This is a genomic window from Caproicibacterium amylolyticum, assembly GCF_014467055.1.
Lineage (GTDB): Bacteria > Bacillota > Clostridia > Oscillospirales > Acutalibacteraceae > Caproicibacterium > Caproicibacterium amylolyticum.
This window is the reverse complement of record NZ_CP060696.1, coordinates 2,101,621-2,118,281: the sequence shown is the minus strand read 5'-3', so window position 1 is coordinate 2,118,281 and position 16,661 is coordinate 2,101,621. Positions and strand designations below refer to the sequence as shown.

General features: G+C 47.5%; 11 protein-coding genes. 8 read left to right on the top strand and 3 right to left on the bottom strand.

Annotated features, from left to right (window positions below; all coding sequences use genetic code 11):
* Window positions 1-55: 55 nt before the first annotated feature.
* Window positions 56-1,336, bottom strand: coding sequence for an alkaline ceramidase (locus H6X83_RS10080; protein ID WP_212506358.1), 1,281 nt, complete (start codon window positions 1,334-1,336; stop codon window positions 56-58).
* Window positions 1,337-1,678: 342 nt separating this feature from the next.
* Here H6X83_RS10080 and H6X83_RS10075 point away from each other — a divergent pair, with 342 nt between their 5' ends.
* Complete coding sequence (locus tag H6X83_RS10075; protein WP_212506357.1) at window positions 1,679-3,436, top strand: 1-deoxy-D-xylulose-5-phosphate synthase; 1,758 nt, start codon at window positions 1,679-1,681, stop codon at window positions 3,434-3,436.
* A 4-nt stretch (window positions 3,437-3,440) separates the two neighbouring features.
* Here the strand turns inward: H6X83_RS10075 and H6X83_RS10070 are convergent, their stop codons facing one another.
* Window positions 3,441-4,343, bottom strand: coding sequence for an AraC family transcriptional regulator (locus H6X83_RS10070; RefSeq protein WP_212506356.1), 903 nt, complete (start codon window positions 4,341-4,343; stop codon window positions 3,441-3,443).
* 243 nt (window positions 4,344-4,586) lie between these two features.
* Here H6X83_RS10070 and H6X83_RS10065 point away from each other — a divergent pair, with 243 nt between their 5' ends.
* Window positions 4,587-6,527 carry a right-handed parallel beta-helix repeat-containing protein gene (locus H6X83_RS10065; RefSeq protein ID WP_212506355.1) on the top strand — a complete coding sequence of 647 codons (1,941 nt, stop codon included), beginning with the start codon at window positions 4,587-4,589 and terminating at the stop codon, window positions 6,525-6,527.
* A 201-nt stretch (window positions 6,528-6,728) separates the two neighbouring features.
* Here the strand turns inward: H6X83_RS10065 and H6X83_RS10060 are convergent, their stop codons facing one another.
* Window positions 6,729-7,781, bottom strand: coding sequence for a glycoside hydrolase family 5 protein (locus H6X83_RS10060; RefSeq protein WP_212506354.1), 1,053 nt, complete (start codon window positions 7,779-7,781; stop codon window positions 6,729-6,731).
* Window positions 7,782-8,135: 354 nt separating this feature from the next.
* Here H6X83_RS10060 and H6X83_RS10055 point away from each other — a divergent pair, with 354 nt between their 5' ends.
* The 6 genes from H6X83_RS10055 (at window position 8,136) to H6X83_RS10030 (ending at window position 16,646) form a co-directional block, all read left to right on the top strand.
* Complete coding sequence (locus H6X83_RS10055; RefSeq protein WP_212506353.1) at window positions 8,136-9,998, top strand: sensor histidine kinase; 1,863 nt, start codon at window positions 8,136-8,138, stop codon at window positions 9,996-9,998.
* Window positions 9,992-11,569, top strand: a complete 1,578-nt coding sequence (locus tag H6X83_RS10050; protein WP_212506352.1) for a response regulator transcription factor — start codon at window positions 9,992-9,994, stop codon at window positions 11,567-11,569. Before H6X83_RS10055 ends, H6X83_RS10050 begins: the two co-directional genes overlap by 7 nt.
* A 179-nt stretch (window positions 11,570-11,748) precedes the next feature.
* Window positions 11,749-13,476, top strand: coding sequence for a type 2 periplasmic-binding domain-containing protein (locus H6X83_RS10045; protein WP_212506351.1), 1,728 nt, complete (start codon window positions 11,749-11,751; stop codon window positions 13,474-13,476).
* Window positions 13,477-13,572: 96 nt separating this feature from the next.
* Window positions 13,573-14,532 (top strand): ABC transporter permease, encoded by a 960-nt coding sequence (locus H6X83_RS10040; protein WP_212506350.1) that lies wholly within the window; start codon window positions 13,573-13,575, stop codon window positions 14,530-14,532.
* A 13-nt stretch (window positions 14,533-14,545) separates the two neighbouring features.
* Window positions 14,546-15,475, top strand: a complete 930-nt coding sequence (locus H6X83_RS10035) for a carbohydrate ABC transporter permease (RefSeq protein WP_212506349.1) — start codon at window positions 14,546-14,548, stop codon at window positions 15,473-15,475.
* A gap of 25 nt (window positions 15,476-15,500) precedes the next feature.
* Entirely contained in the window at window positions 15,501-16,646 is a 1,146-nt protein-coding gene (locus tag H6X83_RS10030) for a family 8 glycosyl hydrolase (RefSeq protein ID WP_212506348.1), read from the top strand.
* The last annotated feature ends 15 nt before the right edge of the window (window positions 16,647-16,661 follow it).

Genomic DNA, 16,661 nt, shown 5'->3' with positions numbered 1-16,661 from the left:
AAAACGGACAGGGAAAAGCAAACTGCGTTTTCCTGTCCGTTTTCGTTTGTTTCATTTATGATTGCTCTGTTAGAAAATTCTGTACGGTGAATTGGACGAGCGTTTCCGCGGATTCCCGCCTGAGCGGAAAAACGTGACCGTGATACATATAGAAATGGAGCAGCGACCAATACACTTCGTAGCCACCCTTGTCAAATTCCTCCGTGGTGGGGAAGTAGCCGGTGCAGCCGTTGGTGTAGCCACCGAAAAAGAACAGGTCATTTTTCAGCAGCTGCGCTGTCTGCAGGGCAAATTCACACATAATTTCACTGGCAGTACCGCAAAGGCAGCCTTTTCCCAACAGAAAATATTGTATTTCTATGGGTACCTGCTGTTCTTTTACACCGTTTTTACGCAGCCGGTTTCCTTCTGCCAGCCAGCCAGTGCCGTCAATGCCGCAGAACCGTTTTGCCTCTGCTGCAACTGTGTGTGCTTGTTCGGCGGAAGGAACATCCGCAAACAGCGGAAGCTGCCGCGCGTACATGGTCATACGGCTGGTTTCCTGCGGCTGTAGGTGCTCAATAACAGGGGCAGCGTCACGTAGTATGATATCCGCCATGTCCTGCAGGGCAGTGTGCGAGCGGATAAAGCGTTCATCTGCTGCGTCTGGTGGATTGATTGCGGACTGATAATATTTTGGCGCAATGTTGCCGGATGCCCCCTGTGTGACCATGATTGGACAGCTGTACACAGTGCCCAGCGTGTCACGGACAGTACCAAAATAGTCAGGGGAAATTAGGTGATTATCTGCTTTCAGCACATTGCCATGTGCGGTCAGGCGCAGCAAAAGAAGCTTTAGCTTTCCAGTTTTGGAATCGCAGACTTTGAGAATTCCCAGCCGGTCGTCCAACGCTGTTGCACCTTTGCGGCGGTTGACCCCAATCTCGGTGCGGGCAATACCCCATGCTGCTTTAACCGGTGTCATGTTAAGCAATGCAGCGGCAGAAGCCTTTTGCATCTGCCTGCATACGAATTGATAATACTCTGGAGCAGCACTGTCGTTTGGAGCAGAATGGCAGTGTGAAAAACACAGCATAACCTTTTCTTTTGCAATGTGCAGGTTCTCTCCAATGGTACAGCGCAGCTGGTCAGCATGCTGACGGGAAAAGCCGATATGGTCAATGGCGGCAAGGCAGCAGGTTTCTGCGCCGCAGTGCCAGATAGTCACTTGCGCGGACAGTGGGTGCAGAACACCGTGCGACCACTCGTTTGGCCGGCCAAAGCCAATGGTTTCAACTGCACCGGAGGGGGTGATGTCCACTTCGGCAAATCCAAACTCTAATTGATTTTTATTCATGTAACTTTGCTCCTTCAAATTTTAATGGATTGCAGGTGATGCAAAGCTACCGGATAGATTGACGGTTACTCCATGCGAATTCTATCCTGTGTCGCTTTGCATGGAGCAAATACAATGGCAAGCCTCATCTAATCAACTCTTTCCTAATACTTTCTGTTCCATCAAGCATAGCAAAACGAAATCTAAAAAGCAAGCTTTGCGGTAACAGAGTTTTGTAACGGCAAAGCTTTTTACCATGTTTTTGCCGGATGTATAATTTTATTTAAAAAGTGCTTAAATTTTCTCTTGACTTGGAGTGGACTCCAGATTGTATGCTTATAACAAACAAGGAGGACTGTAAATATGTTTTTGGAAAAAATAAATTCACCTGCAGATGTAAAAAAGCTGTCTTTTGAGCAGCTGCAAACACTTAGCGGAGAAATTCGGAAAACCCTGCTGAAAAAGCTGAGTGAGCACGGCGGCCATATTGGGCCGAACCTCGGCATGGTCGAGATGACTGTGGCGCTGCATTATGTCTTTCATTCGCCAACCGATAAAATTGTTTATGATGTATCTCACCAAAGCTATACGCATAAAATGCTGACCGGCCGCAAAGAAGCCTTCCTAAATCCTGCGGAGTATGATGATGTTTCTGGTTTTACCAACCCACATGAAAGCCAGCACGACTGCTTTGAAATTGGGCACACTTCCACTTCCATCAGTCTGGCCTGCGGTTTGGCAAAGGTCAGAGATTTAAAAGGGGAACGCTACAATGTGATTGCGCTGATTGGCGACGGTTCCCTCAGCGGCGGAGAAGCATATGAAGGACTGAACAATGCCGCCGAAGCCGGGACAAATATGATTATCATCGTAAATGATAATGGCATGTCCATTGCGGAAAACCACGGCGGCCTGTACCAGAACCTGAAGGAACTGCGTGAATCAAACGGCACCTGTGCGTGCAACTTCTTTAAGGCAATGGGGCTGGAGTACTGCTACCTTGACGATGGACACGATATTCAAAAACTGGTGGAAACATTTCAGGCTGTGCAGAACAGTGAGAAGCCGGTAGTCGTGCACATTCACACAACCAAGGGAAAAGGCTTTGCCCCGGCAGAAATGGACAAGGAAAGCTGGCATTGGGGTATGCCGTTTGAACTTGCCACCGGAAAACCAAAATTCTCATTCAGCGGGCCATCCTATGAGGATTTGACAGCGGAATATCTGCTTGAAAAAATGAAGCAGGATTCCACGGTTGCGGCGATTACTTCCGGAACACCGGGCGTGTTTGGCTTTAATCAGGCAAGACGAAAAGAGGCCGGGAGCCAGTTCATTGATGTTGGCATTGCAGAGGAACATGCGGTTGCACTTGCTTCCGGTATGGCGGCAGACGGCGGCAAACCGGTGTACGGTGTATATGGCACATTCCTGCAGCGGACTTACGACCAACTTTCACAGGACCTGTGCATCAACAACAATCCTGCTGTGCTTCTGGTGTTTGCGGCTTCTGCTTATGGTATGACGGATATTACACATCTTGGTATCTATGACATTGCTATGATCAGCAATATTCCCAATCTGGTGTACCTTGCGCCGACCAGTAAGGAAGAATACTTCGCCATGCTGGAGTGGGGCATTGCACAGCAGGAGCACCCGGTGGCAATCCGTGTGCCTGCTACAGGTGTTCGGGAGAGCGGCACTGCGGACACTACGGATTACTCCCAACTGAACAAGTATCAGGTAACAAGAAAAGGGCAGGATGCAGCCATCCTTGCACTCGGTGATTTTTACGAACTGGGCAAAAAGGCAGCGGATATTCTTGAAAAAGAACATCACATTAAGGTAACACTCATCAATCCGAAATTCATAACCGGTTTGGATACAGACCTGCTGGACAGCCTGAAGGCAAATCACCGCATGGTGGTCACGCTGGAGGATGGCATTCTGGAGGGCGGATTTGGTGAAAAGATAGCAAGTTATTATGGTTTAGCAGATATGAAAGTGAAAAACTTTGGCTTTAAGAAGAGTTTTCCGGACAGATACGTTCCCGATGAACTGCTGAAAGAAAATGGTATTACCGTGGAACAGATTGTTAAAACAATTCTGGCAGAAATCGATTGAACCGTCAAATATCCGCTGTGCTTTTTTCACCGCTGACGCGGTTCATACAGTCGAGCGAATAGAGCTTGCGAAATTGCGTCGGGGTGCAGCCCTTCAGCTGTTTAAACATGCGAATAAACGCGGTCAGGCTGGAAAAACCGGAGTGCAGTGCCACCTCCGTTATGGAATAGTCCGGGTTAATCAGCAGCTGCTCTGCATGCGAAATTCGCTTTTTGTTGAGATACTTGTAAAAAGAAGTGTGTGCAAAATCTTTGAACAGCCGTGTAAAGTGATACTTGCTGAAACCAGCTAGGTCTGCAGCTTTGGAAAGAGTTAACTCTTCGGTGCAGTGGTCATTGATATAGCTGCATACGGAGAGCATGCGTTCTGCGTATTTGCAGGATTGTGTACCGCCTGTGTCCGCCGAAGCATCCGTTAAAATTTGACTGCGTCCCAAAAGTCCCAGCAGTTCCATCAGAGAGCTGTAAATCAAAACTTCCGAAAATGAACCGGAGCCGGCGTACTCGTCCTCAATCGAGGCAAGGAGTGCGTCGGCTTTTTTGTGCAGTTCCTGATCCGTTTTGTCGGCGATGATGGACACAGGCGGCAGAAGCGCCAGCAGCGTTTCGAAGCTGGAAATCTGGTTCAGGGGAGAGAGGTCGGCCAGGTAAATGGTGCGGCTGCCCGTTTCCGGTGCAAAAAGAGCATGAATTGTGCCGGGACGGATAATCGCAATGTCGCCCTGCTGCAGCAAGTAGGTCCTGTCGTTGACAAGGATCTTGTACCAATTTGCAGTGACATGAATGATTTCCATGGGGTTATGCCAATGGTCAGGAAAATTTTCATCGCTGGTTATATGATGAATGAGAATTCCAATATTCTTCTGAAAAGTAACAGTTTCAAAGATGCCGTCAAGATTTTTAATCATCTTACATTCCTCCTCAGAATTAAGTTCAAAAAAGTGCGGCGCCTGTTTTCTCTATCATACCGTAATTCTGGCAGTATTGAAATAGAAATTGTTAACAGAGTAAAAAAAACAATGCATATTGCAGAAAAACAGCGCAATAATTGCAATAGAAACCGCAAGAATTGTAAAGTAAGTGCTGCCGCAGTCTGCTATATTGTAAGCAGAGCAAAACTTTACAGTGAACAATATACAGGAGGTACTGGCATGAGAGAATATCATGTAGCAAAAAATGGATGTGATTACGCAGACGGCACCAGTGAGCACCCGTTTCTGACGATTTCAAAAGCAGCGGAAGTCGCGCTTGCAGGTGACCGGGTGGTCGTGCATGAAGGTGTGTACCGCGAGTGGGTAAAACCAGCGCATGGCGGTCACAGCAACGTTGCACGTATCGTGTATGAAGCAGCCGAAGGTGAAAAAGTTGTCATTAAGGGTTCCGAGCAGATTACAAACTGGGAACTGGTAGAGGGAAATGTATGGAAAGTAGAACTGCCAAACAGCTACTTTGGCTCTTACAATCCGTATAAAGAAGTGCTGATTGGTGACTGGTTCATTTATCCTCCGGATAATTTCCTGCATACCGGCGATGTTTACATGAACGGTAAATCTTTTTATGAAGCCAAAACACTGGATGAAGTGAAAAATCCGGTTGTGCGTACAGAGGGTTACAATCCGCCGTGGACAAAGCACGCAGAACCGCTGCCGCATCCGGAAGATACAGTTTACCAGTGGTACACAGAGAGTGACCACGAAAAGACCGTGATTTATGCCAACTTCCAGGGGAAAAACCCGAATGAGGAATTGACAGAAATCAATGTGCGCAAATGCTGCTTCTACCCGGAAAGAACCGGCAGAAACTATATTACGGTGCGCGGCTTTGAGATGGCGCAGGCTGCCTGCCCTTGGACTCCGCCGACAGCTGACCAGCCCGGACTTCTGGGCCCCAACTGGAGCAAAGGCTGGATTATTGAGAATAACGAAATTCATGATGCAAAGTGCAGCGGCATCAGCCTTGGCAAAGAGGAATCCACTGGCCACAACCTGTGCACCCGCACACACCGCAAACCTGGGTATCAGTATCAGATGGAGGCTGTTTTCCGCGCACGGCAGATTGGCTGGAGCAAAGAAAAAATCGGTTCCCATGTAATTCGCAACAACGTGATTCACGACTGCGGGCAGAACGGCATCGTTGGCCACATGGGCTGTGTGTTCAGTGAAATTTCTCACAACCACATTTACAACATTGCGGTAAAGCATGAGTTCTTTGGCTATGAGATTGCGGGCATCAAGCTGCATGCCGCCATTGATGTGCAGATTTGCAACAACAACATTCACAACTGCACACTGGGTACTTGGCTGGACTGGCAGGCACAGGGCACCCGCGTCAGCAAGAATCTGTACTATGCCAATGACCGCGACCTGATGGTTGAAGTGTCGCATGGCCCTTATGTGGTGGACAACAATATTTTTGCGTCGTCCTACAACTTTGATAATATTTCACAGGGCGGTGCCTATCTGCACAACCTCTGCTGCGGCACAATGCGCCGGGAAGATGTGCTTGACCGTTCCACACCATATCACTTCGCACATTCTACAGAAGTTGCAGGTACTACCGTCGTGTACAGCGGTGATGACCGTATTTATCAGAATGTGTTCCTCGGCGGAAATACCATCTATTCTGAACAGTCCATTGAGGGCACAGTTGGCTACAACGGACACCCGACTTCCCTTGAGGAATATATAGACAAGGTCACAGCGCTTGGCAACGGTGACTTGGAGCAGTTTATAAAGGTGAAGCAGCCGGTGTATATCAATGACAATGGTTACCTGAAGGGTGCTCAGCCGTTCCAGAATGAAGCGGAAAAGTTTGTCAGTACAGAAGACCCGGAAATTAAGATTGTGGCAGCGGATGACGGCACTTATCTGGAGTGGAAAGTGGATGCTGGTCTGCTGAAAGTCCCAACTCAGGTGATTACTACTGAAAAGCTGGGAATGCCGCGTATTACAGAAGCACCTTACGAAAATCCGGATGGAACGCCGATTGCACTGGATACGGATTATCTGGGACAAGCCAGAAAGTCCAACCCGACCGTCGGTCCGTTGGAGAATATTAAAGCTGGCATGAATCGAATTTTAATCTGGAAATAAGTCTCATAACATGTGTGGCTCTTTATAGCATAAAGACCGGGCAGAGCAGGCGTTAAGCCGGCTTTGCCTGGTCTTTTTATAAAAGTTGTTGCGTTGGTTGTCGTCATTGGAACTCTTGCTATGGCAATCAAAATATAAGTACCGCAAAAAACGGACAGGGAAAGCGCAAAGCTGACCTCGTCCGTTTCCTATTTCAACAAATCATACGCGACTGTTTGGAAACAGCACTTTTAGCATCTGAGGGCGGACTACTTGACTGAATTCATCCACAATGCCGAAATCCATTTCCTTGTAGGACCAGTACGCATGTCCAATGTGGAGCGTGTCCAGTGACGCGGTCAAGTCTGTTATCCACTGGACAGCGTCTTCCTCTGGTGCACCTTTGATGACACCGAATTCGCCGCAGTAAAGCTCTCGTCCCGTGAAGCGGATGAAGTTTTCAGCGTTGGTCAGGTATTTCTGCATTAGCGCTTTATCATTGGTTTCCTCCCATGCGGTACGGTAAAATTTGCTGATGTACTGTCGGTGCGTAGCAAGGTAGGTTGGAAAGCCTTTCATTTCACCTGGATAATGTACAGTAGCGTTAAAATCGCGCAAGTCCTGACTGAAATGTGCTTTTTGGTGTGTAAAAAGCATGGGATCATAAAAATGAAAGTTGTAAACCAAATTTGGTTCATCAGAAAACGCAAGCTGATTCAGCGTGAAAATACTGTTTGCTTCATTGCTGCCAATTAAAATAATGCGGCGGCTGTCAATCTGATGGATTTTTTTTACAGCATCTGCACACAGTTGGTTCCACTGGTAGCTGCTTGCATCCGAAATCTCATTCAGTAATTCAAAAGCGAGATTTTTGCCAATACCTTTATATCGTTGCGTGAGATTGGCCCAGATTTTCAGGAAACGCGCACGCAGTGTCGGCTCTGTAAATAATGGGACTGGCTTATCCATTTCTCCGTAAATATGTCCTTGCACATGGTGCAGATCCAACAATACACTTAAGTGGTATTTTTCACACCACTGGAGACAGCGGTCAACATAGGCAAGGCCTGCCTCATTGCTTCCGTAGGGTGCTGACTGCATTTCCAAAACATTACTGTCCACCGGAAGACGCACATGGTCGGCACCCCACTGGGCAATCTGCCGGATGTCCTGCTCCTGAATAAAGGTTTCGAAGTGCTGTTTTCTGGTTGCACTGAACTGTGAAAGCCACCCGCCAAGGTTAATTCCGTTTCGATATTGTTCAAATAGTGCCATTTTTGAAATTCTCCTTTTGATTCTGCTTCTGTAAAAAAGTATATCGTAGCGTAGTTAAGAATTAAACACTATAAATTAGAGTGAAAGTATAACAAAAAACTGTACAGGAGAATTTACGAAAAATAAGAATTGTATTATGTCGGAATTTTGTATGAGTCATTCCTGCGTGTGCATTTGTGCTTTTTGTGTGCGCTTGTAAAAGCCGCATAGGAGTCCGTGTGCTTTATAAAAACGAAGATTTTGTTTGAATTTTAATCGTGGCTGTAGTAATATGGTACTAATATTCAATGGAATAACTGTTATATTAATATAATTTATCAAACTGCAAAAAGGTACAGAAGGGAAAGTACGAAAATGAAAGCATGGCCGCAAAACATTTCGGATTATTTGGGCAGAATTTTTGACAGCTTTCCAATCAAGAAAAAAATGTACTTTTTATATTTTATTTGCATTATCATACCTGTAATCATTTTAAACGGCGCGTTTCTGATGAACCTAATGAACAGTGAAGTTCGGAAACAGGAAAATGAAATGGCCAATATTGCGCAGGCTGCCAAGTACAATATCAATAAAACCATTGAGGACGCAGTTTTTATTACCAAGGACTACTATCTGAATAAAAAAATCAATTCTTTTCTGAATAAAGAGTATGCCTCTGCATACGATTATTTTCAGAACTTTCAGGTACTGAAGGAAAACTCCATTTTTGACGTAAGTCTGGTTGGGCGCAACGCACTGCTGAAGATTTACGCGGACAATGACAGCATTGTGGGCGGCAGTGAATTTGGCAGCCTGAATGCTGTACGCAGTACAGAGTGGTATCAGTACCTGCAGAACAGCGGACGGGAAATGGTGGTTTACCCTTACCGTGCGCAGGAGAAGGACGATGGTTACGCAAACGGACTGGTGCGCTGTATTGGAATCATGCGTAAATTGAACTATTACGGCGGGCGTGAAAAAATCATGCGGCTCAACATCGACTACAGCGTGATTGAGGATGCTATTCTCAACGCGAAATATTCCTGCCCGGTCTATGTTTGTTCCGGTAACACAATTCTGTATTCCAACTGCGGCAATACTTCTGCAGTGGCGGATTTTGAAAAGCTGCAGCCGCAGGTACGACAAAAAATCGGTTATACGCTGCCAGTCAGCTTTTATACACAGAATTGGAATATCTATGTACTGCGGCAAAGCTCGAGTGTGGCAATTATGCTGCAGAATAATCTGTTGCTGATTTTAGTGGTGCTGGCTTTCAGTGTATTTGTTCCGTTGGGCTTCATGTATTTCTTTAACCGTTCCTTTACACAGCGGCTGGAGGAACTGAGCCGCCATTTGGGCAGTATCGACAAAAGCGGTGACCATCTGGAGGTCATCCAAAGTGTGCGCGGGCGGGACGAAATCGGCGATTTGATGCGGGACTATAATCAAATGGCCACCCGTATCAACGAACTGATCCAGGTGGTTTACAAAGGAAAACTCAAAGAGCAGGAAGCGGATATTTCCCGTCAAAACGCAGAACTGCTGGCGCTGCAAAGCCAGATTAATCCACATTTCCTGTTTAACGCGCTGGAAAGCATTCGTATGCGCAGCATTTTGAAGCATGAAGGCGAAACGGCTGAAATGATTTGCAAGCTTTCCGTAATGATGCGCCAATCGGTAGATTGGAGTCAAGATGTTGTAACAGTGGCAGAGGAAGTCAAGTTTGCTGAGGCGTACCTCCAGCTGCAAAAATACCGGTTTGGTGAGCAGCTTTCTTATAAAATCAAGGTGGATCCGGCGTGCGCAGGGCTGTACATTCCAAAACTGACGATTGTGACCTTTGCAGAAAATGCCTGTGTACACGGCATTGAGGGCAAGACAGGCCCCGGCTGGATTTTTATTGAGGTCAGAAGTGCGGGCGAAGAAGTTGTTATTGAAGTGGAGGATACGGGGGTCGGCATGACACAACAGAAGCTGTGCTCCATGCAGGACAGCATGGAGCACGCAAGCATGCAGCGTTTGAGCAGCGGCGGCAGAGTTGGCGTTGTAAACGCCTGCTTCCGGCTGAAAGCATTCAGCGGTGGCCGTGCATGCTTTGAAGTGCAAAGTGAGGAAGGAGTTGGCTGTACGGTGATGATACATATGCCCATTGACTGCGGCAGAAGAAGAAACTACCCGTCCTTTTCAGAGCAGGCGGAGCAAACGGTGGAAAAGCAGGGAGGTACGCCCAAATGCTGAGAGTGCTTTTAGTGGATGACGAACCGTTTATTTTGCAGGGGCTGCGCGCCATGATAGACTGGGAGGCAGAAGGTTTCTGTATTGCCGGGACAGTGGAAAACGGGAAGCAGGCAGTGGAATTTTTAAAGCAGGAATCGGTCAGCCTAATTATTGCCGACATCCGCATGCCGGAAATGAACGGGCTGGAACTGCTGCAAAAGGTGCGAAACGAGCACATTTCCGATGCACGTTTTGTGATTCTTAGCGGTATGAGCGATTTTTCTTATGCACAGAAAGCCATGCGTTATCAGTGCTTGGAGTATATTCTAAAGCCGGTGCAGAAAGAGGAACTGCTCAAACTGCTGCGCAGCATTGCCAGCAGTGTCAGTGCAGAGCTTTTGCAGCAGCAGAAAAATGCGCGTATGGAGGAGGCCTACTATGCACGCAGCATGGTGGCGCTGCTGATGGGCAAGTATGACGCCGCCGACCTTGCGGGCGTTGAGAAAAAAATTGGTACGGCGCAGGAGTACCGGTATATCGGTATGGAGGCTGGTGATAAAGAACAGTCAGAAGAACAGAAACGCGGTGTGCAGCGAAAAATCTACCGTGCCTGCATCGATTTTTCCGGGAAACGAAAAAACTGTTTTTGCGTGTTTAACGTCACGCAGCAGAAAGGCTGCTATGATGTGGGACTGATCTGCTGCAATCGCTCTGGCGCGGGCAGCGGGCATGCATTTTTGGAACAGCTGCGCGTATGTGTTACGCAGGCTGTACAGGAGCCGGTCTGGTTTTATGCGGGGTGCAAGGTTGGTGCGCTGACGGAACTTGCGGAGTCATACCGTACAGCGGAGATTGCAAAGAGCTGCCAGGCTTTTACCATGGACAGGGATATTGTCTGGTATGAGGAAGAAATGAAAGGGCGCTCCGGCGCTGCTTCTCTGCAAAAATCAGAACTGGATAAGCTTATCAACACTGTGGCGGAAAATGACAGTGCGGGTATTGAAGCCTGCGTGGCAAAGCTTTACGAGCAGATAAGCCGGATGAATCTGGAGCCGGGCCTTATTAATTTGAACATAGATTATATTCTTTTTCAGTTCGTACATTTGGCGGTGCAGCAGGACGACAAAATCAATCAGGAGGAAATTCTGCATTATATCAGCGAAAATGCGTTCGACCGCAACATGATGTATGGCAGTGAAACGCACTTTCGGCATTTTGCGCTGGAGTATGCGGAGTACCTTGCTACGCTGCGCAACAAATCGGCCAAAGGCGTGCTGGCGGATATTGAGCGGGATGTGGAGGAGCACTTTGCGGAGGATATCAGCCTGAAAACACTGAGCGAAAAATACTACTTGAACAGTGCCTACCTGGGACAGCTGTTCAAAAAGCAATTTGGAAAGAGTTTTAAAAATTATCTGGTTTCGCTGCGCATAGAAAAAGCTGCGCAAATGCTGCTGCAAACGGATGCAAAGGTGTACGAAATTGCAAATAAGGTCGGTTACCGGGATATCGATTATTTTATTGACCGTTTTGTAAAATTAAAGGGCTGTACACCGACCAAATTTCGGCGGCAGGCCGGTGCAAGGGAATAGCAACCAGTAAAATACTGTTTAACGGGCGAAATTATAGTAACTTTGCGGAAACTATAATTTCCCCCGTTTTTATTTGAACTTTGCCCTGTTGTGCAGATTGTACAATACAGCTTATAATAATTTCAGCAAAACAAAGAAAGTGATTGCACAATCACAAATAATTTTGGGAGGAATCGACAATGAAACCAGGTAAAAAGCTTTTGGCGCTTGCAGTTGCTGCAGCGCTGATGGTGAGCAGCATGGCCGGCTGTGCAACAGGCGGCAGCGGTGATTCTACTGCGTCAGGCAGTGCGGCCAGCACAGCCTCCACTGCTAGAAAATCCGGCGAGGTAAAACAGTTCAAAGCGTTCTTCGCAGTGCCGGGTACGGAAATCAATGACGACAACGAAGTACAAAAGAAAATCACAGACCTAATCGGCGCCAAGTGCAAAGAAACATGGCTGACCGGGCAGAGTGCCAAGGAAGCCATCGGAACCCTGATTGCCGGCGGTGAGTATCCGGACTTTGTAGACGGCAGTGACGCAACCCGTTCTTTAGTGGATGCCGGTGCGTTTATACAGCTGGACAACTACATAGATAAATATCCGAACATTAAGAAATACTTCACAGAAGAGCAGTGGGATGCAATCAAGAATGCAAACGGCGGTCATATTTATTATCTGCCGCAGTTCAGCGTGACGAATGGTAAGCCCACAAACACGATTCATAACGATGAAGCATTTTGGATTCAGACCCGCGTACTGAAATGGGCAAATTACCCGAAGATTACCACGATGGATCAGTATTTTGACCTGATTGAAAAGTACCTGAAGGCGAATCCAACCATGAAGAGCGGTACAAAGAATATTGGCTACACCATTCTTTGCGATGACTGGCGTTACTTCTGCCTGGAGAATGCACCCCAGTTCCTCGATGGCTATCCGAACGACGGCAGTTGCATCGTTGACCCGAAGACCCTGAAGGTTACTGATTACAACACAACCCCAACCGCAAAAACCTACTTCCAGAAGCTGAACACCGAGTACAAAAAAGGTATTGTTGACCCGGAGAGTTTTACGCAGAAGTATGATCAGTACATCTCCAAGCTTTCCACTGGCGCTGTGCTCGGCATGATCGACCAGTACTGGGATTTCTCGAACAATGTAAACGCTGCACTGAAAACACAGAAACTGGACGCTGAGGGCTGCGAATATGTACCGCTGCCGATTACGATCAAAGAAGGTGTAAAGAACCAGTGGCACACAACGCAGAACGTTACAAACGTTGCAGGTGGCGTCGGTATTACTACCAGCTGCAAAGACGTTGAAGGTGCCCTTCAGTTCATCAATGACCTGCTCAGCCCCGAAGTTGTTTCCCTGCGTGCTTGGGGTGTCAAAGATACAGATTACAATGTCGGTACAGACGGCATGTTCACCCGTACACAGGCAATGCGTGACAAGGCAAATGACACAACCTATAAGGCATCTCATTTCTGCAGTTACTCCTACTTCCCGAATTTTAAAGGCCAGATTCTGGACAACAAAAATGCAGCTACACCTGCGGAACAGATAAGTGAGTTCCAAAGCGGTTTAAGCCAGAACCTGAAAGAATGCTTCAAGGCATACAACGCAAAAACATATGTTGATATGCTTGGCGATAATGAAACTCCTGGCGCATGGTACCCAATTTACACATTCTCTGACACCCTTTCTGCAGAAGATGAAGCAAAAGTTGCATGGACTAAGATGGCAGACGTTAAGCATCAGTGGTTGCCGAAGGTCTGCATGGCAGACAGCTTTGATTCCGAGTGGAATTCTTACATGACTGCTTATAAAGCAACGAATGCGGCAGTTTACATGACTAAGGCAGAGGAAGCGGTAAAGAATCGTGTAGAGGCTGCTAAAAAGTACGAAACTTCTTCCAAGTAATTATAACTGAAAAAGCTTGAAACAAACGGCCTCGGCTCAGGACATCAGATGCCGGGCCGTTTGTTTTACTGTAAGTAAATGCGCGAGGTGATTCCAATGGCTGTAAACGCCGAAGTATCAACAAAAAAACAGATTAAAAAGGAACACAGGGAAGCCTGGCTTAAAGAGGCAAAAAATCAGCGGGTTCTTTTGATTCTGTCTATTCCGTTCTTCATTTATGGTTTTGTTTTCTGCTATCTGCCGCTGATTGGCTGGATTATGGGCTTTCAAAACTTCAAAGCTCGTGATGGCCTGTTTGGTTCTAAATTTGTAGGTTTGAAAGTATTCCAGAAGCTGTTTCAGGATTCTGCTTTTTGGGAAACTGTGCGAAATACCCTTGCCATGAGCATTCTGAACCTGGTGCTCGGCACCGTTTTTGCAATCGCGTTCGCAATCCTGCTGAACGAAGTGCGCTGCCTGCCGGGCAAAAAGTTTGTGCAGACGGTTTCCTACCTGCCGCACTTCCTTTCCTGGGTCGTTGCCTGCGGCATTCTGCTGGACACACTTGGCAGTACCGGCATTGTAAATGACCTGCTTGTAAAATTGCATGTTGTTTCAGACCCCATCAATTTCTTTGCACAACCGACCTGGTTTTGGTGGATTGAAGCATTTGCAATGGTCTGGAAAGAGACCGGCTGGAACGCGATTATCTACCTTGCCGCAATTACCGCGATTGATCCCAGTCTTTATGAAGCGGTTTCCATCGACGGCGGCGGCCGCTGGGCAAGGATCCGCCACGTGACTTTGCCGGGCATTTCAACCACCATTATTATCCTTCTGATTATGAACATCGGCAATGTGCTGAATGCCGGATTTGAGGTACAGTACCTGCTGGGCAATGACGTTGTGCGCAACTTCTCACAGACAATCGATATTTACGTGTTGAAATGGGGCATCAGCCAGAATGACTTTTCACTTGGCACCGCTGCCGGTATTTTCAAGAGCGCGGTCAGCATTGTCCTGATTGTCATTGCAAACCAAGTGGCAAAGCGCACAAGCGATACCAGATTGTTTTAAGGAGGAAAGCAGTATGGCTGAAAAAATAGTTTCAATCAAAAGACATAAGCGCCCACAAACAACAGCAGACCGTGTGTTTACTGTATGTAATACGATTTTTTTGATTTTATTCATTGCGGTAACGCTGTATCCGGTTCTGAATACACTTGCAATTTCTTTCAACAATGCAACAGATGCCCTCCGCGGCGGCATTTACCTTTGGCCGCGTGAATTTACGCTTTACAACTACCAGACCGTACTTGCCAAGCAGACACTGATGACCGGCCTTTGGAACAGTGTTGCTCGTACGGTTCTGGGTACGGTTTTGGGATTGTTTATTACCGCGCTGCTGGCATTCATGTGCAGCCGCCCGAAATATTTGCTGAAAAAGCAGATGAATCTTTTTTGGGTAATTACCATGTACGTTAACGGCGGCATGATCCCGATTTTCCTCATCTATAAAAGCATGGGGCTGACCAATTCCTTCTGGGTATATATTATTCCGGGCCTGACCGGCGCCTTTAACCTGCTGGTCATCCGCAGCTACATGGAGGGCCTGCCAATTAGTCTGGAAGAGTCTGCCCAGCTGGACGGCGCAGGTTATATGACGATTTTTGTAAAGATTACCCTTCCGCTGTGCATGCCGGTTCTGGCTACCGTTGCACTGTTCATTGCAGTTGGGCACTGGAACAGCTGGTTTGACGCCATGCTTTACAATCGCGTCAGTTCGCAGTATACTACACTGCAGTATGAGTTGATGAAACTGCTTTCCTCTGTTACCGGTTCCGGTGCAGGCAGTTCAGCTTCGGTAGATACCATGAAGAACAGCGGCGCAAATGCAGTTACACCTGCGTCTATCCGCGCGGCTTCTTCCATTATTACGATGGTGCCGATTGTCTGCCTGTATCCGTTCCTGCAGCGGTACTTTGTTACCGGCATGACACTGGGCGCAGTGAAAGAATAATCATATGGCAGGAGGAACCTTATAAATGAAAGGCGCATTTGAAACCGGAGTTTATCGGAATGTCTTTTCTGAATACGGCTATTCAGAAAAAGAAATCCGGCAGCGTCTGGAAAAAATCTTTCAGACCATGTTTTACGGCACAGAAGAAGAACGCATTTATCATCCGGTCGGCAGTAATATGGGTTACATGGAAGACACAGGCAACCATGATGCACGCACAGAAGGTATGTCCTACGGCATGATGATGTGCGTGCAGCTGAATAAGAAAGAGGAGTTTGACCGCCTGTGGAAATGGGCGAAAACTTATATGTACATGGAGTCAGGAGTAAATGCCGGGTATTTTGCGTGGTCCTGCGCGGTGGATGGAACCAAAAACGCATGGGGTCCTGCACCGGATGGCGAAGAGTACTTTGCAATGGCACTTCTGTTTGCTTCTCACCGCTGGGGCGATGGAACGGGCATTTTCAACTATAGTGAACAAGCGCGCACATTGCTGCATATCTGTATCCACAAGGGGGAAAATGGTATGCAGGGCCGCGCTATGTGGGATTCCCAAAATCATCTGATTCGCTTTATTCCTGAAGTGGACTTTACAGATCCCTCTTACCATCTGCCACACTTTTACGAGCTCTTTGCTTTGTGGGCAGAGGAGGCAGACCGGCCCTTCTGGAAAGCCGCCGCGCAGGCAAGCCGTGCGTACCTGAAAAAAGCCTGCCATCCGGTTACCGGTTTAAGTGCAGAGTATTCGGAATTTGACGGTTCTCCACATGTGGAGAAGCCCGGACGCTGGGGCGGCCGGCACGACTGGTATTACAGCGATGCCTACCGTACCGTTGCCAATGTAGCACTGGACTACAGCTGGTTTGCCGCGGACAGCTGGGCAGTACAGGAAACGGACCGCCTGCAGAAATTTTTCTGCGAGACTGTGCGGGAAAATCCGATTGGAATCTATGCTATTGATGGAACTGTGCTGGAGGGGAAGGCACTGCATCCGGTCGCCATGACAGCGGTGAATGCACAGGCGAGTCTTGCGGCACAGGGCAGTTTTGCACGGCAGTGTGTGGAAAACTTTTGGAATACACCGCTGCGTGCTGGCGACCGCCGCTATTATGATAATTGCTTGTATTTATTTGCATTCCTCGCGCTCAGCGGCAATTACCGTATCTGGTAAAATAATTTTCAGCAG